16 protein-coding genes are annotated in these 16,779 nt (G+C 68.7%); 11 read left to right on the plus strand and 5 right to left on the minus strand.

The window, feature by feature from the left end; translation table 11 throughout:
• Nucleotides 1–19: 19 nt before the first annotated feature.
• The gene (locus tag C8P66_RS20285) at nucleotides 20–1,612 is read right to left on the minus strand and encodes an ABC transporter substrate-binding protein (protein WP_111400112.1); all 1,593 of its coding nucleotides are present in this window, start codon (nucleotides 1,610–1,612) and stop codon (nucleotides 20–22) included.
• A 424-nt stretch (nucleotides 1,613–2,036) separates the two neighbouring features.
• Here C8P66_RS20285 and C8P66_RS20290 point away from each other — a divergent pair, with 424 nt between their 5' ends.
• The 10 genes from C8P66_RS20290 to C8P66_RS20335 all read left to right on the plus strand — a co-directional run bounded on the left by C8P66_RS20290 (nucleotide 2,037) and on the right by C8P66_RS20335 (nucleotide 12,899).
• Complete coding sequence (locus C8P66_RS20290) at nucleotides 2,037–3,599, plus strand: FAD-dependent oxidoreductase (RefSeq protein WP_111400113.1); 1,563 nt, start codon at nucleotides 2,037–2,039, stop codon at nucleotides 3,597–3,599.
• Nucleotides 3,599–4,801 carry an NAD(P)/FAD-dependent oxidoreductase gene (locus C8P66_RS20295; RefSeq protein ID WP_111400114.1) on the plus strand — a complete coding sequence of 401 codons (1,203 nt, stop codon included), beginning with the start codon at nucleotides 3,599–3,601 and terminating at the stop codon, nucleotides 4,799–4,801. Before C8P66_RS20290 ends, C8P66_RS20295 begins: the two co-directional genes overlap by 1 nt.
• The gene (locus C8P66_RS20300) at nucleotides 4,798–5,925 is read left to right on the plus strand and encodes an NAD(P)/FAD-dependent oxidoreductase (protein ID WP_111400115.1); all 1,128 of its coding nucleotides are present in this window, start codon (nucleotides 4,798–4,800) and stop codon (nucleotides 5,923–5,925) included. The genes C8P66_RS20295 and C8P66_RS20300 overlap by 4 nt, the downstream gene beginning before the upstream one ends.
• 4 nt (nucleotides 5,926–5,929) lie before the next feature.
• Complete coding sequence (locus C8P66_RS20305) at nucleotides 5,930–6,955, plus strand: ABC transporter ATP-binding protein (protein WP_245903704.1); 1,026 nt, start codon at nucleotides 5,930–5,932, stop codon at nucleotides 6,953–6,955.
• Complete coding sequence (locus tag C8P66_RS20310) at nucleotides 6,948–7,850, plus strand: ABC transporter ATP-binding protein (protein ID WP_111400117.1); 903 nt, start codon at nucleotides 6,948–6,950, stop codon at nucleotides 7,848–7,850. The genes C8P66_RS20305 and C8P66_RS20310 overlap by 8 nt, the downstream gene beginning before the upstream one ends.
• Nucleotides 7,851–7,860: 10 nt before the next feature.
• Complete coding sequence (locus tag C8P66_RS20315; RefSeq protein ID WP_111400118.1) at nucleotides 7,861–8,814, plus strand: ABC transporter permease; 954 nt, start codon at nucleotides 7,861–7,863, stop codon at nucleotides 8,812–8,814.
• Nucleotides 8,811–9,686, plus strand: a complete 876-nt coding sequence (locus C8P66_RS20320) for an ABC transporter permease (protein WP_111400119.1) — start codon at nucleotides 8,811–8,813, stop codon at nucleotides 9,684–9,686. Before C8P66_RS20315 ends, C8P66_RS20320 begins: the two co-directional genes overlap by 4 nt.
• A 16-nt stretch (nucleotides 9,687–9,702) precedes the next feature.
• Nucleotides 9,703–11,343: a peptide ABC transporter substrate-binding protein gene (locus C8P66_RS20325; RefSeq protein WP_111400120.1), complete on the plus strand. Its 1,641-nt coding sequence runs from the start codon at nucleotides 9,703–9,705 to the stop codon at nucleotides 11,341–11,343.
• A 62-nt stretch (nucleotides 11,344–11,405) separates the two neighbouring features.
• Complete coding sequence (locus C8P66_RS20330) at nucleotides 11,406–12,467, plus strand: amidohydrolase family protein (RefSeq protein ID WP_111400121.1); 1,062 nt, start codon at nucleotides 11,406–11,408, stop codon at nucleotides 12,465–12,467.
• A gap of 57 nt (nucleotides 12,468–12,524) precedes the next feature.
• Complete coding sequence (locus tag C8P66_RS20335; RefSeq protein ID WP_111400122.1) at nucleotides 12,525–12,899, plus strand: putative quinol monooxygenase; 375 nt, start codon at nucleotides 12,525–12,527, stop codon at nucleotides 12,897–12,899.
• A gap of 137 nt (nucleotides 12,900–13,036) precedes the next feature.
• On the opposite strand, the gene C8P66_RS20340 is transcribed toward C8P66_RS20335, so the two are convergent.
• The 3 genes from C8P66_RS20340 to C8P66_RS20350 all read right to left on the minus strand — a co-directional run bounded on the left by C8P66_RS20340 (nucleotide 13,037) and on the right by C8P66_RS20350 (nucleotide 15,394).
• Nucleotides 13,037–13,921 carry a pirin family protein gene (locus C8P66_RS20340; protein ID WP_111400123.1) on the minus strand — a complete coding sequence of 295 codons (885 nt, stop codon included), beginning with the start codon at nucleotides 13,919–13,921 and terminating at the stop codon, nucleotides 13,037–13,039.
• A gap of 136 nt (nucleotides 13,922–14,057) precedes the next feature.
• Nucleotides 14,058–14,987 (minus strand): NAD(P)-dependent oxidoreductase, encoded by a 930-nt coding sequence (locus tag C8P66_RS20345; protein WP_111400124.1) that lies wholly within the window; start codon nucleotides 14,985–14,987, stop codon nucleotides 14,058–14,060.
• Nucleotides 14,984–15,394 carry a carboxymuconolactone decarboxylase family protein gene (locus C8P66_RS20350; RefSeq protein WP_111400125.1) on the minus strand — a complete coding sequence of 137 codons (411 nt, stop codon included), beginning with the start codon at nucleotides 15,392–15,394 and terminating at the stop codon, nucleotides 14,984–14,986. The genes C8P66_RS20345 and C8P66_RS20350 overlap by 4 nt, the downstream gene beginning before the upstream one ends.
• 139 nt (nucleotides 15,395–15,533) lie before the next feature.
• Between C8P66_RS20350 and C8P66_RS20355 the strand changes: the two genes are divergently transcribed.
• Entirely contained in the window at nucleotides 15,534–16,244 is a 711-nt protein-coding gene (locus C8P66_RS20355) for a GntR family transcriptional regulator (protein WP_111400126.1), read from the plus strand.
• Between the two features lie 10 nt (nucleotides 16,245–16,254).
• Here C8P66_RS20355 and C8P66_RS20360 read toward each other — a convergent pair whose 3' ends face one another.
• Complete coding sequence (locus C8P66_RS20360; protein WP_111400127.1) at nucleotides 16,255–16,581, minus strand: NIPSNAP family protein; 327 nt, start codon at nucleotides 16,579–16,581, stop codon at nucleotides 16,255–16,257.
• Between the last annotated feature and the right edge of the window lie 198 nt (nucleotides 16,582–16,779).

A 16,779-nucleotide genomic window follows, 5' to 3' on the forward strand; every position in this document is an offset into this window, starting at 1 on the left:
CACCTGTTCCGCCCCCGGACTACGTCCGGCGAACATTCCAGAAGGTGGGGAAGCCGTCCAGCACGCCGGTGATGTCGTGGCGATAGGCCGTCGGCTGCTTGTACTGGCCGAGCGGATAATAGGGCACCTCGCGCATCGCCTCGATCTGGATGTCGCGGCAGATCGCCTGCTGCGCGGCCTCGTCCGGGGCGCGGAACCAGGCGGTGCGCAGTTCCTCGATGCGCGGCATGCTGGCCCAGCCGGCATAGCCCGCCTCGCCATTGCCGCGCAGCGCGATGTGGCCCGCGGGGTTCAGCCAGTCGGCGCCGGACCAGTTGGTGACGAAGGCGCTCCAGCCGCCATCGGCGACCGGCCCCTTGCGGTTGCGGCGCTGCAGCATGGCGTTGAACTCGACGGCATAGACTTCGACGGCCATGCCGCATTGCTTCAGCATGTCCTCCATCACCGCGCCCTGGGCCAAAAGCACCGCGGAGTTCGACGGCACCATCAGCAGCACCGTCTCGCCGCGATAGCCCGCGGCATGCAGCGCCTCGCGAACCTTGCCATAGTCGCGCGGGCCGCTCAGCGGGGCCAGCCCGGCGTCCGTCGCCATGGGCGTGCCGGGGCAGAAGAAGCCGAGCGGCACGTGGTACAGGCTCGGCTCGTTCGAGCCGACCAGCGCCTGCATGAAGGCGGTCTGGTCGATCGCCCCCCATAGCGCCTGGCGGATCGCGGGGTTGTTGAAGGGGGCCTGCAAATGGTTCATCCGCAGCATGGCGACGAAGCCGGTGCGGTCCAGCACGCGCACCTCCACATTGCGCGCGCGGCGCAGCAGCGGCAGCTGGTCGTGGTAGGCATATTCCATCCAATCCGCCTCACCGGCCACGATGGCCGAGGTGGCGGTGGACGGATCGGGCATCGAGCGCCATTCGACGCGATCGAAATGCACGATCTTCGGCCCCGAGGTCCAGGCCAGCGGCCCGTCCTTGCGCGGCACGTAGCCATCGAACTTGGTATAGACATTCAGCGAGCCGGGCACCCGCTCATCCGCCTTGAAGCGGAAGGGGCCGCTGCCGATCATCTCCGGCACCTGGCGGAAGGGGTCGGTCATCGCCAGCCGTTCCGGCATCATCGCGCAGACCGGCACCGAGGCCTTGCCCAAGGCGATCGGCAGCAGGGGGAAGGGGTATTTCAGGCGAAACCGGATGATGCGGTCGGTGAGGGCGGACAATTCCTCGGTCGCGTCCATCAGCGTCGCGCCGAAAGGATCGCGGCGGGCCCAGCGGCGAATGCTCGCGACGCAATCCCGCGCCAGGACCTTTTCGCCATCGTGCCAGGACAGGCCCTCGCGCAGCGTCAGGGTCCAGAGCTTGCCGTCATCCTCGATGCTGTGCCCATCCACCATCTGCGGCGTGGCCTGGAAATCGCCATCCATCCCGTAAAGCGTGTCGAAGACCATGTAGCCATGATTGCGGCTGATATAGGCCGTGGTGGTGACCGGATCGAGCGTCACCAGATCCTGCTGCGGCGTGAAGCGCAGGGTGCTGGCGGTCTGCGCCCGCAGCGGCGCGGGCCCCGCCAGGGAGGTGACCAGTCCGGCGCCGGCGGCGCTCATCAGGCTGCGACGTTGCATGGGCGGGGTCTCCTTGAGCGCGATGTGGCCGCTCGCCCCCGGGGGCGAGCGCCGCCCGGCGGGTGCGGGTCCAGACTGCGGGCGCGAGCACGGGGGGTTCAAGCCCTGCGTGGCGCCACGGCTGCCGCCCTGGACGCGGTGTTGCCCGCAGGGGAGGCAGGTCCATCCCAACCGCCCGGGCCCCGCCTCTCCGGCGGGCAGCCACGGGGCGTCGGGCTGACCCGCGCCGGCCGTAGATTTCGCTTGGCCGGTCCGGCACTTGCCCCGATCATGCCGGCGGGAAGAAAATGCTGGTCGCGGACAGATGAGGTGGGGATGCCCTGCTGGTCCGGTTGTTGTCGCATGCGATGTGCCATGTTCCGCCGTCCTGGCTGCTGCCAGCGGGAGCCCTTGCCGTGACCTGCCCGAACGCATCGGGACGGGCATGACCGCGACCGATCCCAGGAGCGTCACCGGCAAGTTCCCGCCGCCCGCCGAGACCTTCCAGCTTGCGGTGGTCGGCGCCGGCCCGGCCGGGCTCGCCGCCGCCATCGCCGCGGCGGAGGCCGGGCTGCGCGTGCTGCTGATCGACGAGAACCCGGTCGAGAGCGCGCAGATGGGCCTCGACGTGCCGCTGCTCTATGGCGGCCGCGCCACCGCCGCCACTGGGCGCCCCGCCCGCATGCTGGAGCAGGTGATCGCGAGCGATCCAGGCTTCGCCGAGGCCTTCGACCTTGGTGTGGATGTGCGGCTCGGCACCGCCTGCTGGGGCGCCTTCGCCAATGGCCCGAACCGGCAGGCGCTGCCCGGGCTGCTGCTGGGGCTGGCCGATGCCGAACGCTCCTGGCTTTGCGGCGCGCAGCGGCTGCTCCTGGCGCCCGGGGCGCGCGATTTGGTGCTGGGGTTTCCCGGCTCCGACCAGCCTGGCGTGGTGGGCGCCCAGGCGGTCGCGGCGCTGCTCGGGCGCTACGACGCCTTTGCCGGGCGCAGGGCGGTGGTGCTGGGCTCGGGCACGTTGGGGATCGAGACGGCGCTGTTGCTGCTCGAGCGGGGCATCGCGGTCGCCGCCGTCATCGAGGCGCGCGACGTGCCGCAGGCGCCGACCGATGCGCTGGATGGGCGCGGCGTGCCGGTGCTCTGCGGCATGCTCCCGGGTGAAGCCATTGGTGGGCCGGATGGGGTGACCGCGCTGCGCCTCGTGGCCACGGATGGCAGCCCCGGCCCGCTGCTGGAGGCCGATACCGTAGTCCTGGCGGTCGGCACCGTGCCGAATGTCGAACTGGCGCAGGTCCTGGGCTGCGCCTTGGCCTTCGACGCCCTGCGCGGCGGCTGGGTGCCGGTGCTGGATGCCGATGGCGCCACCAGCCTGTCCATGGTCTTCATCGCCGGCGATGGCGCCGGGCTCGGGGATGACGCCGCGGCGGCCGGCCGCCGCGCCGCGCTGGCCGCGGCACGCAGCCTGGGTCTCGCTGTGGCGGAGGCGGCCCCGCCTCGCCTGCCCGCCCCTGCCGACGCCATCGCCTATCGGATGGACTGGATGCGCGGGCTGATCGCAACCGGCGGCGCCGGCACGCTGGTGTGCCAATGCGAGGAGGTCTCGCGTGGCGATCTGTTGGAGTTGCGCCCACCGCGCTATCTGGACGCCCCGCCCCCACGCCCGGTCGCGAGCCTCGGCAACGGCGGGCCGGTGCATCCCGACCAGGTCAAGCGCCTGACCCGCGCCGGCATGGGACCCTGCCAGGGCCGCCGCTGCCGCGAGCAGGTGGCGATGCTGCTGGCGCTCGCGACCGATACGCCGCTGGAGACAATCCCGCTGGCCAGCTACCGCGCCCCGGTGCGGCCGCTGCCGCTCGGCCTGCTCGCCGATACCGAAGAATTGGCCGAGATGGCGGCGCATTGGGAGGTCTGGTTCGGCATCCAGGGCCAATGGGTGCCCTGGCGCGACATCGGCACGCCGCGGGAACACCTCGACCGCTACGGCGAGCCCGTCGATCCGGGGCATCTGTGATGCGCGCCCCGGTCCAGGATACCGAGGCCACGGGCGCCGCCGTGATCGTGATCGGCGGCGGCGTCACCGGCCTCAGCGCCGCCTGGTGGCTGGCGCGGCAGGGTGTGGCGGTGCTGGTGCTGGAACGCGGCATCGTCGGCTGGGAGGCCTCGGGCCGCAATGGCGGCGGCTGCACCCATTACGCGAGCCCGCTGTTCCGCGAGGAACAGCATCTCTGGCCGCAGATGGATGCGCTGCTCGGCTACCCGACCGAGCACCGCCCCTACCGTATCGGTGTGGCGATGGACGAGATGGGGCTGAAGCGTTTCCGCCGCATGGCCGAGATCGCCGCCGAGGATGGCTTTTCCGCCACCATGCTGGACCCGAAGGCGCTGCGCGAGGCGGCACCGCTGGTCACCGAGGCCGCGGCGGGCGGGGTCTTCTTCGACTTCGGCGGCCATGCCAATCCGCAGCGGACGGTGCAGGCCTATGCCTGGGCGCTGGAGGATCTCGGCGGTCGCATCCTCCAGCACACCACCCTCACCGGGTTCCAGCGCAGGGGCGGCAAGGTCACGGCGGTGGAGACCGATCGCGGCGTCTTCGGCTGCGACACGCTGGTGGTCGCGGCGGGGCCGGGGACGGGGCCGCTGCTCGGCCGATTGGGGGCGCATCTGCCGATGGCGCCGGCGCGGGCGGAGATGATCGTGACCGAGCCGCTGCCGCCGATGCGGCACGGGGGCGTGGACGGCAACGGGCTCTACGGGCGGCAGACCCTGCGCGGCAACCTCGCCTATGGCGGCGGGCCGCATGAATGGCTGGCCGAGGAGCCGCCGCCCGACCGGCCCGGGACGCCGCTGCTGCGCAACCTCGCCCATCGCGTCGCGACGCTGTTCCCCCGCGCCGCCCATGCAAGGGTGATCCGCAGCTGGGCGGGGGTGATCGAGAACACGCCCGATGGGCGCCCGGTGCTGGATGTGCTGGAGGACCCGCCGAATGTGGTCGCGGCCACCATGTCCAGCGTCGGCTTCGGCCTCTCGCCGGCCTCGGGCCGCGCCATCGCCGATCTGGCGCTGCATGGCAGCTGCCAATTTGCCGATCTGAGCAGCCTGCGTCTGGACCGTTTCAAGAATGTGCCGCTGGATTGGCGGGAGCGGCGCGGCTGGGTGCCGCCCGTGCCGCCGGATGCCGGCGAGACCGCACAGCACATGGGAGAGTTTGCATGACCGGTAAGGCTTTGGTTGTTGGTGGCGGCATCGCCGGGCTCTCCTGCGCCTGGGGCTTGCGCAAGCGCGGGTGGGAGGTGGAGCTGTTCGAGCAGGGCCCGCTGCCGAACCCCAAGGCCTCCTCCTACGACGAGCATCGCATCACCCGTCACGCCTATGGCAAAATGTCCGGCTATGCCCGGCTGATGCCTGAGGCGTTCCGCACCTGGGACCGGCTCTGGGCCGATATCGGCACCTCGCATTACGAGCCGACCGGGGCCGTCTATGTGCTGCGCCACGACAATGGCTGGTATGACGCGACCGTCGCCTCGCTGAACGAACTCGGCATCGGCTATCGCGACCTGCCGCTGTCCGATCTTTCGACGCGGTTTCCGATGCTCAACCCGGTGGGCGTGGAGCGGGTGGTGGAGACATCGGGTGCGGGGATGCTGTTTCCCATCCGTATCATGACCGACATGGTGGTGCTGCTGGGAAGGCTCGGCGTGGGGCTGCATGCCTGCACCAAGGTCACGGAGGTCGATCCCGATCGCGGCACGCTGGTCGCCGATGGCAAGACCTGGTCCGGCGATGTGGTGGTGGTGGCGGCCGGCGCCTGGGCGGATCGGCTGGAGCCCTCGATCAAGGGCATCAGCGTGCCCTCGCGCCAGGCCGTGCTGTATCTTTCGCCGCCGACCGATCTCGCGGCGGCCTGGGCCGCGGCGCCGGTGCTGCTGGACCAGGCGGCGGGCGGCGGCATCTACATCCTGCCGCCGCGCCGCGGCACCCGGCTGAAGGTTGGTGATCACGTCTTCTCCCGCCGCGGCGACGCCGATGCCGACCGCACCGCGACCGAGGAGGATCTGGCGCGGCTCTGGCCCACGCTGCGCAACGCTTTCCTCGGCATGGACCGCTACGCGGTGCTGGAACCCAAGGCCTGCTACTACACCGTCACCGAGGATGAACGCTTCCTGGTCAAGCCGACCGGGGCCGCGGGCTGGGTGATCAGCGCCTGTTCCGGCCATGGCTTCAAGCTCGGCTCCCTGATCGGCGATGGCGTTGCCGCGGCCATCGCCGGCGAGCGCCCGGGCGAGGACATCTCTGCCTGGGCCGCCGGGGAGACGGTGCCGGAACCGGCCGAGGCATGACGTCTTGAGCCTGCTGGCCGACGCCGTTGCGCGGGCAGCCCCGGCCCAGGCGGCCGGGGCGCCGGTGCTGCGGGTCGAGGGCCTCGGCGTCCGTATCCGCACCGGCCGGCACGCGCTGCGGGCGCTGGATGACGTCGGCTTCAGCCTGCGGCGGGCCGAGACGCTGGGGCTGGTCGGGGAAAGCGGCAGCGGCAAGACGCTGACCGCGCTGGCGCTGATGCGCCTGGTGGAAACCTCGGCGATCGAGATCGACCGGGGCCAGGTCGCGCTCGATGGCGTCGATCTGCTGGGCCTGCCGGAACGAGCAATGGAGGATCTGCGCGGCCGCCGCATCTCGATGATCTTCCAGGAGCCGATGACCGCGCTGAACCCGGTGATCAGCATCGGGCGGCAGATCGAGGAGCCGCTGCGCCGCCATCTCGGCACCGGGCGCCGCGCCGCGCGCGACGCGGCGGTGGCGCTGCTCGACCAGGTCGGCATCCGCGACGCGGCGCGCATCGCGCGCTGCCATCCGCATGAACTCTCGGGCGGCATGCGCCAGCGCGTGACCATCGCCATCGCCATCGCCTGCCGCCCGGATGTGCTGGTGGCCGACGAGCCGACCACGGCGCTGGATGTGACCGTGCAGGCGCAGATCCTCGGCCTGCTGCGCGATCTGCAGGCCGAGATGGGCATGGCGATGCTGCTCATCACCCATGATCTCGGCGTGGTCGCGGAGACGGCGCATCGGGTGGCGGTGATGTATGCCGGGCGCGTGGTGGAAACCGCGCCGGTGGGCGCGCTGTTCCGCCGCCCGCGGCATCCCTATACGCGCGGGCTGTTGCGCTCCATCCCGCGCATCGCCCGCGAACGCCCCGCTGCCCTGGCCGAAATCCCCGGCACCGTGCCCGGGCTGCTGGCGCTGCCCGAAGGCTGCGCCTTCGCCGCGCGCTGCGAACTGGCAACGGCGCATTGCGTGGCAGAGCGCCCGGCGCTGGAACGGATCGGCCCGGAACAGGCCGTGGCCTGCTGGCGGCACCAGCATGTCTGAGCCCCTGCTCGAACTGCGCGACCTGCAGAAGCACTACCCGACCCGCCACGGGCTGCTGCGCCGGGCGGGCGCGCCGGTGAAGGCGGTGGATGGCATCAGCCTGTCCGTCCAGCACGGCGAGGTGCTGGGGCTGGTCGGCGAAAGCGGCTGCGGCAAGAGCACCACCGGCAAGACCATCCTCAAGCTGACCGAACCGACCGGCGGCAGCATCCGCTTCATGGGCGAGGACATCACCCGCTGGTCCCGCCAGCGCATGCTGCCGCTGCGCCGGCAGATGCAGATCATCTTCCAGGACCCCAATGGCTCGTTGAACCCGCGGCATTCGATCGGCAGCATCCTCTCCGCCCCCTTCGAGATCCATGGCATCGCCCGGGGCGCCGAACTGGCCGAACGCGTGGCGGCGCTGCTGCGCATGGTGGGGCTGCCGCCCGAGGCGGCGCAGCGCCACCCGCATGAATTCTCGGGCGGCCAGCGCCAGCGCATCGGCATCGCCCGCGCCCTGGCCTTGCGGCCCCGGCTGATCGTGGCGGATGAGCCGGTCTCGGCGCTGGATGTCTCGATCCAGGCGCAGATCATCAACCTGTTGCAGCGGCTTCGGGCGGAGCTGGGGCTGACCTATGTCTTCATCTCGCACAACCTTGGCGTCATCAGCCAGATCTGCGACCGGGTCGCGGTGATGTACCGCGGCCGCGTGGTGGAGCTGGCGCCGCGCGAGGCGCTCTTCTTCGATGCGCGCCATCCCTATACGCGCATGCTGCTGGCCGCCGTGCCGCAGCCGGTTCCCGACGCGCCACGCCGAACGGTATCGACCGAGGCCTGGACGGCGGGTGAGAGCGCCCTGTTGCGCGAGGTGGCGCCCGGCCATTTCGTCGCCGACCACGACAGCCCCGGATAGAGGAGGCAGCATGCTCCGCTTCATCGCCACCCGGCTGCTGCAATCCATCCCTCTGGTGATCGGCGTGTCCCTGATCGGCTTCGCGCTGATGCATCTGGCCCCGGGCGGGCCGCTCGCGGTCTATACGCTGAACCCCAGCATCAATGCGCAGGACATCGAGCGCATCCGGATCATCTTCGGCCTCGACCAGCCCATCCACATCCAATACGTGAAATGGGCGACCGGCATGCTGCGCGGCGACTGGGGCAATACCTTCTTCGGCGGGCGCCCGGTGCTCGATGTCATCCTGGAACGCGTGCCGGCAACGATGCTGCTGATGGGCTCGGCGCTGGCCGTCGCCATCGTGCTGGGGCTGGCCATCGGCATCCTCGGCGCGGTGAAGCGGCATTCCATCTTCGACTACCTGGCCACCAGCGGCGCGCTTTTCGCGCTGTCCTTCCCGACCTTCTGGTTCGGGCTGATGGCGATCTACGTCTTCGCCGTCCGGCTGCGCTGGCTGCCGAGCGGGGGCATGTTCGAGCTGGGCGAGGAAGACAATATCATCGACCTGCTGCGGCATCTGGTGCTGCCGACCGCGGTGCTCGGCCTCGTCATCACCGCGAGCTGGAGCCGCTATGCGCGATCCGCCTTCCTTGAGGTGCTGCAACAGGATTACATGCGGACGGCGCGGGCCAAGGGGCTGCGCTTCCACCAGCGGCTGCTGCGCCATGCCTTCCCCAATGCGGTCAAGCCGCTGATCGCGCTGCTGGGTGTGGAGCTGCCCTTCCTCTTCTCGGGCGCGCTGGTGGCCGAGACGATCTTCGGCTGGCCGGGCATGGGGCGGCTCTTCGTGGATGCGCTCTCGATGAAGGAATACCCGATCCTGATGGGCATGATCGTCTTCACCGCGCTGTTCGTCATTGTCGGCAATCTGCTCGCCGATGTCGCGATCGCGGCCATCGATCCGCGGGTGCGGCTCGCATGACAGCCACGGTCGCCGTGAATTTCGGCGCGGGGCGGCGGCTCGCGCGGCGCTTCGCCGGGCATCGGCTGGCGCTGTTCGGGGCGGTGGTGGTGGTGCTGCTCTGCGCCGCGGCGCTGTTCGCGCCGCTGATCGCGCCACATGATCCGGTGGAGCTGGATACCAGCCTGCGCTTCATGGCCCCATTCCAGTCGGCGACCCATCCCCTCGGCACCGATGAGATCGGCCGCGACACGCTGAGCCGGCTGCTCTACGGCGGGCGGGTGTCGCTGACGGTCGGGCTGGTGGCGATGCTGACGACGGTGCTGACGGGGGCCAGCATCGGCGTGCTCGCGGGCTATCTGGGCGGCTGGGTCGATGCGCTGCTGATGCGCTTCGTCGATACCATGCTGTGCTTCCCGCAGGTGTTCCTGCTGCTGGTCATCGCGGCCTTCATCCCGCCGACCCTGCTGTCCATGTCGCTGATCATCGGGCTGACCTCCTGGATGGAGGTGTCACGGATCGTGCGCTCCGAGGTGCTGCATCTGCGCGAGCAGGATTTCATCCTGGCTGCCCGGGCGCTCGGCGCCAGCAGCGGGCGGATCATGTTCCGCGAACTGCTGCCCAATGCCGCCGCCCCGATCCTGGTCGCGGCGACCTTGAAGGTCGCCTCGGCGGTATTGATGGAAAGCTATATCTCCTACCTCGGCTATGGCGTGCAGCCGCCGCTGGCAAGCTGGGGCAACATGCTGACCAATGCCCAGGGGTATTTCGACACCGTGCCCTGGCTCGCGGTGCTGCCGGGCGTGCTGATTACGCTCACCGTCATGGGGTTCAATTTTCTCGGCGACGGCCTGCGGGACGCGCTCGATCCACGCCTCACCCTCAACCGATGAAGAAGGATCTCCTGCCATGACAGAGACGATGCATTCTCCTGGCTGGTCGCGCCGCGGCGTGATCGCCGGCGCCGGCGGGCTGCTCCTGCCGGCGGGGCTCGCCACACCCGCGCTGGCGCAGCAGAACACCGACCGCATCATCCTCGGCATGACGCAGGAGCCGGTGCAGTTCAACCCGCTGCTCTACGTCAACTCTGGCACCGAGAACGTGCCGGAGGCCTGCATGTTCGATGCGCTCTGGGACATCGACGACACCGGCACCTTCATCCCCAACCTCGCGGCGGCGGTGCCGAGCGGGGAGAATGGCGGGATCTCCAGCGGCGGGCTGATCTGGAAGATCGCGCTGAAGCCGGGGGTGAAATGGAGCGACGGCCATGCCTTCACCGCGCATGATGTCGAATTCACGTACCAGACCATCATGAACCCCGGGGTCGCGGTGCGCAGCCGTGGCGGCTTCGACCTGATCAAGACCTTCAAGGTCGTCGATGACCTCAACATCGAAATCGAGCTGTCCCGCGCCTTCGTGCCCTTCCTCTGGGCTTGGCAGAACATGCATATCGTGCCGAAGCATCTGCTGGCCGGCGAGGCGAATATCAACACCGCCCCCTTCAACACCCGACCCGTCGGCACCGGCCCCTTCATGCTGCGCAGCCGCACCGCCGGCAGCCACACGATCTACGAGCGCAACCCCAACTACCATCGCGGCCCGTCCAAGGTGCGGCAGTTCATCCACAAGGTCGTGCCCGACCAGCTCGTGCTGTATGGCCAGGCGCGGACCGGCGAGGTCGATTACATGGCGCTGGCCGGCGTGCCCAATGACCGCTGGGACGAGGCCGGCAAGATCGCCGACCGCGACATGCTGATCCTGAACAGCCCGAATGTGCAGTTCATCTACTTCAACTGCGGCAAGCCGATGTTCGCCGATCCCAAGGTGCGGCGCGCGCTCTACATCGCCTGCGAGATGCAGAAGTCTATCGACGACGTCTATTTCGGGACCTATCAGCGGACGCTCTCCTATCTGTCGCCGGCGCACTGGGCCTACAACGCCGCCCTGGTCGATGAGACGCCGAACCCCGAGCTGGCCTCGCGCCTGCTGGACGAGGCGGGTTGGACCATGGGGCCCGACAATGTGCGGATGAAGAACGGCGAGAAGCTGCACTTCACCATGTCCACCACCGCCGGCAACCCATCCCGCCAGGCGACCGAGGCGCTGTTCCAACAGAACTGGAAGCGCATCGGCGTCGAGATGGAAATTCGCAACATGCCGGCCAGCGTGGTCTGGGGCGAATACACCACGCGCAGCCAGTTCGACACGCTGCTGGTGGCATGGGATCCGACCGTCGGCCTCGATCCCGATTATACGGCTCGGGCGCATTCCAAGCAGATCCCGGTACAGACCGGCGTCGGCTCCAACTACACGCAATACGCCAACCCCGAGGTTGACCGGCTACTGGAACTCGGTGTCACGCAGACCGCCACGGCCGACCGCAAGGCGACCTATGCCAAGGTGCAGGAAATCCTGTTGCAGGAGGTGCCCTTTGCCCCGCAAGGCGCGACGCGCCAGGCGCATCTGAAAAAGAAGCCGCTCCAGGGAGTCAAGCCGAACTCCTATGTCACGGACATCACCTGGAACGTGCAGGACTGGGGCTGGGCCTAGCCGGGGCTTCGCAGGGGGGCGGCCTTCGGTGAAGATGGCGGGCCCTCACCCGCCGGAGCCCCATGTCTGCCCCTCCTGAACCGCTGCTGAACGCCTCCCGCCAGATCGCCATTCGCGAAGCCTGGCTGGAGCGCCACCAGGAGCCGATCCTCCAGCCGGCGCTGCCCATCGTGGACCCGCACCACCACATGTGGGACCGCGCGGATGAGCGCTATCTGCTTGATGATCTGATGCGCGACACCGCCTCCGGCCATAACATCCGCGCCACTGTCTTCGTGCAGTGCAATTCCCGATACGACCAGGACGCCCCCCCGGAACGCCGCTCGCTTGGCGAGACCCGCTTCATCGCCAGCATCGCACAGGCGAGCGCCGCTGACCTGGCCAGCCCGACCCGCGCCTGCGCCGGCATCATCGGCATGGTGGACCTCACCCTGGGTGATCGGGTGACCCCGCTGCTCGAGGCGCATGCGGCGATCGCCGGCGGGCGCTTCCGTGGCGTCCGCAACCGCACCGCCTGGGATCCCTCGCCGGAGGTGCGCAGCAACCTCGAATCCCCACCCCCGGGGCCACTCGCCAACCCTGCCTTCCACCAGGGCGCGGCGCGGCTTGTGGCCCTTGGCCTCACGCTTGACGTCTGGGCCTATCATCCGCAGCTGCCGCAGGTCCTGGCGCTCGCCCGAGCCGTGCCGGCGCTGACGATCGTGGTGAACCATTGCGGCGGCCCGCTGGGCATCGGCCCCTTTGCCGGGCGGCGGGCGGAGGTCTTCGCGACATGGCGCCTGGCCATGGCAGCCCTGGCCTCCTGCCCCAATGTCGTCGTCAAGCTCGGCGGGCTGGCGATGGAGGTGATCGGCTTCGATTTCCACCGCCAGCCAGAGCCTCCCGACTCCCTGGCATTGGCTGCGGCCTGGCGCCCCTATGTCGAAGCCTGCATCGAGATGTTTGGTGCCGGCCGCTGCATGTTCGAGAGCAACTTCCCGGTGGACAAGGGCATGTGCAGCTATGCCGTGCTGTGGAATGCCTTCAAGCGGCTGGCCGCGGGCGCCGGCGAGGCCGAGACGGCGGCGCTGTTCCACGGCACTGCCACGCGCGTCTATCGCCTGCAGAATGCGAGGCCGTTGTAGGGGGGGTACTCCTCAGCATACCCTTGCATCTTCTGCCCTCATGTCCAGGGAGCCGACATGGCACAGGAACCACTCGCCCAGCGTGGCAATTTTCTCCACATCTACGACTTTCGGGTGAAGCCTGGCTTTGAGGATGAATTCGTCCGGCTGTTCGAGGCATTCGACTACGGCGACGACAACCCCATGCATAAATCGCCGGCGCAGCGGAAGGATGGGGTGCTGTGCCGTGACTCCACGGATCCGCAGCGCTTCTTCCTGATCGCGGAATGGGCCAGCATCGAGGAACATGCGAAGATCCTCCCTGTCCTCAAGGAGATGAAACCCGCCTTCATCCAGTATATCGAAGGCGGGGCGGCGGCGTTCAAGCCGCGGTATGTGGAGGTCGTGCTGTCCACCCCCGAGCACATCCTGAACAAGGCCGCCGAAGCCTGACGGCGAGGCCCCAGATTACGCAGCGCGGTCGATGCGGCCAGGACCAGGGACCGCAGGCAAGACGTCATTGTTCGCATCGATCAACCGCAGCAGCATGCCCATGACCTGCTCGCGTTCAGCTTGCGCCAAGGGCGCCATCACGCGCCACTGTCGGTGCCCATCGCGGCTCCGGCAGCATCGAATTTGCCTGCCCGATAGTCCCGGATCGCCTCCTGGATCTCCTCGGCGGTATTCATCACGAACGGGCCATGGGCCACCACCGGTTCACCGATCGGATCGGCGTGACCGTAGAGCAGCACCGCGTCGCTCTGTGCCGAAATCGAGATGGCATCGCCATCGTCGTTCATCCCAACCAGTTGCCACGGCCCGACCGGGGTTTCAGAAACGGTGATGTCGCCGCTGACACTGTAGAGGAACACGCTGCGCCCCTTTGGCGCCGGAAGCTCCACGCGGGCCCCGGCTGAAAGCCGGACGGTCGACATGAAGACACCGGTCAGGGATTCGACCGGTCCCGACATGCCGCCGAATGTGCCGGAGATCAGGCTCAGTTCCCCCTGCCCATCGGCGATCGGGACCACCGGGATCGCTGCCCGTTGCACGCCGGTATAGCGTGGGTGGACCATCTTCAACCGCGACGGCAGGTTCACCCAAAGTTGCAGGATCTCCAGCGATCCACCCTGCTTCTTGAACGCCGGAGGCGAGACCTCGGCATGGACGAGGCCCGACCCAGCGGTCATCCACTGGACCCCGCCGGCCTCGATCACGCTCTCATGGCCGCCGGTGTCATGGTGGGCCAGGTTGCCGTCGAGGATGAATGTCACCGTCTCGAATCCGCGATGCGGATGCGGCCCGAAGGGCAGGCCCTGGTTGCCGGGCGCATAGGTTTGCGGGCCGTGATGGTTCAGGAAAAGAAAGGGGTCGATCTGCGGCACGTCCGGCCCGGGAAGCGGGCGGCGGGTCGTCAGATCGCCGATGTCATCACGATAGGCGGGATATTGGGCCGCGACGGTGCGAGGGCTCATAGCATTGGCTTCCTGAAGGCCAACGCGTCGAAGCGGGCCGTATCATGCGTTCAGCCACGCATATTTGCATGCTGTCGCGGCATGCAAGATGCGCCGCGACAGCCGCCATCTCCGTGCTGGCTCAACCGGGGCCGGTTCAGTCGCCGGGCCGGTTGCCGCCACCCAGCGTCTCGCCGACCAGTCGCTCCGACAGTTGCGCGACCGCGGTGTGGTCATGGCCGGGGCCAAGCACGCCCAGGGCACTGGCCCACATCTCGCGGCAGAGCGCCGCGAAGGGGGTCGGGGTCGCCGTGTCGCGCCCGACCTCCAACGCCACCGACACATCCTTCACCATCAGTTCCAGCCCAAAGCCGGCGTCGAAGCGGCGCGACAGCACGAACTGCTTGAACTTCTTCTGCGTGCTGTTGTTCATGCCGGTGGAGGCATTCAGCACATCCACCATCAAGGCCGGGTCGAGGCCAAAGCGCTGGCCGATCAACAAGGCTTCGATCCCGATCAGGAAGCCGCCGGCGCTGACCAGATTGTTCAGCGCCTTCATCGCCTGCCCGGCGCCGACACCGCCCACATGCGTGAGGGTCGTGCCCATGGCGCGCAAGACCGGATCGGCGCGTTGCAGCGCCTCCGCCTCACCGCCAGTCATGATCGCGAGTTCACCCGTCCGGGCGCGTGGCACGCCGCCAGAGACCGGCGCATCGATCATGGCAACGCCACGCGCCGCCAGCACATCGGCGAACCCACGCGTCGCTGTCGGGACGCCGGACGTCATCTCGATCAGCATCGCGCCGGGCGCGAGCGCATCGCCCATCGCTTCGAGCGCCTGCCCGACATGCTTGGAGGTCGGCAGGATGGTGATGACCGCATCGGCGCCGCGCGCGGCCTCCGCCGCATCGGCGGCTGCCTCGCCACCGACCTCGCTGACGAAGCGATCGGCGCGATCCGGCACGGCGTCGCACACCACCACGTCAAAGCCGGCGCCAACCAGCCGGGCCGCCATCGGCCAGCCCATGTTGCCGATGCCGATAAATCCGATCCGGCGCAGCGGGCCGGCGGCGTCGGCGGGGCTCATTCGGCCGGCCGCACAGGCTCGCCGGTCAGCGCGCCTTCCTTGACCAGGACCTCATGCGCGGATTTGAAGGCATCGAGCCCCGCGGGGATGCCGCAATAGACGGTGGCATGGAGAAGGATCTCCTTGATCTCCTCGACCGTCACGCCGTTGGCGAGCGCGCCCTTCACATGCAGCCGAAGTTCGGCCGGCTTGCCGAGCGCGGTCAGCATCGCGAGGTTCAGCATGCTGCGCGTGCGGCGATCGAGACCCGGGCGGTTCCAGGCATAGCCCCAGCACCACTCCGTGGTGATGCGCTGGAAGGCCATCATGAAGTCATCCGCCTTGGCGAGACCCCCATCGACGTATTCGGCGCCAAGCACCGCCCGGCGTGTTTCGAGCCCCTTCTCGAACAGCGTGTCGTCAGACATTTCCCTGCCTCCCTAACCGATGCAGCGACCCTAGGGATTTGTCAGATTGTCTGTCAATATGACGAGATGCCTGCCACGATGCTGGACGCTCGAATGCCTGGGCGTCACATTGACCAGTGCCACCGGGACGCGGAGAGGAATGCCGGACGATCATTCGATGCGGGTCACCCCGCAACCGGTACGGCGCCAGGTCGAGGAGCGCCTGCGCGAGGCGATCATCACCAGCCGGTTCATGCCTGGCGAGCATCTGTCGGACCGGATGCTCGGCGATGTGTTTGGCGTCAGCCGCGGCGTGATCCGCGAGGCGGTGCGGCTGCTGGAAGCCGAAGGGCTGATCAAGGTCGTGCCCAATCGCGGCCCCTTCGTCGCCTTCCTTTCGGCCGCCGAGGCAACCCAGGTCTACGAAGTCCGCGCGGTGCTCGAAGCGCTGGCAGGCCAGGGCTTCGCCGAGCGTGCCTCGACCGAGGAGATTGCCGAGTTGCGCGAGGTCTTCGAGGAACTGGCGGCGACCAGGCCCGGGACCGACCGGATGGTGCTGTTGAACCTGAAGCGGCGCTTCTACGGGGTCATGCTGCGTGGCTGCCGCAATGCCTATGTCGCGCGGATGCTTGACCAGCTGCTCAACCGCAACTCGCAGCTCCGGGCCACCACATTGTCGGACCCGAAGCGCCTGCCCCAGACCATCGCCGAGATCCGGCGGATCGTCGAAGCCATCGAACGGCGCGACCCTGGCGCTGCCTGGGCGGCATGCCGTGAGCATGTGCACCAGGCAGCACAGGTCGCGCTACGCATCCTGAACCAGCAGGCCCGCGACGAGGCGGCGCAGGGCCTGGAGGTTGCGCTCGACTGACGAACTGCCCTCAGCGCACGGCCGAGAATGCCGTCGGCTGGAGGATCATGTTGGTGATGCTCGCGACAATCGGTCCGTCTCGCTCGGTTTCGGCGCGTTTGGCGATCCATTCGGGATCGGCCTGGAAGGCCCCCCACTTCTGGTCGCGCTCGGCCAGCGATTCCCATTCGACCAGATAGTGAAGATCCTGGTTGGAGTCGCCGATGGCGACGGTCCAGAAGCCCGCCTGGCGAATGCCATGCTTCTTCCAAATATCGAGCGTGATCGTCTCAAAGCGCCGCAGCAGGTTCGGCAAGCGGCCCGGCACGCAGTGGTAGATGCGAAGTTCGTGGATCATGCGTTTCTGCTCCCGATCGCGGGCCCGCCGGCCATCGCGAGATTTCCAGCACAGCGCTGTTGCCGGCCATCATGGGCTGGTTTCCGCGCCATCGGCTAGCCGCCCACCGGAACGAGGGGCGAGGCTGGGAGCCCCCCCCCGGCTTGCCCCGCGACGCGGGACGGGATCATCTGAAAGGGCGCAAGACCTCCGCCGCGG

Origin of the sequence: Humitalea rosea (genome assembly GCF_003253705.1) — a bacterium.
GTDB classification, from domain to species: Bacteria; Pseudomonadota; Alphaproteobacteria; order Acetobacterales; family Acetobacteraceae; genus Humitalea; species Humitalea rosea.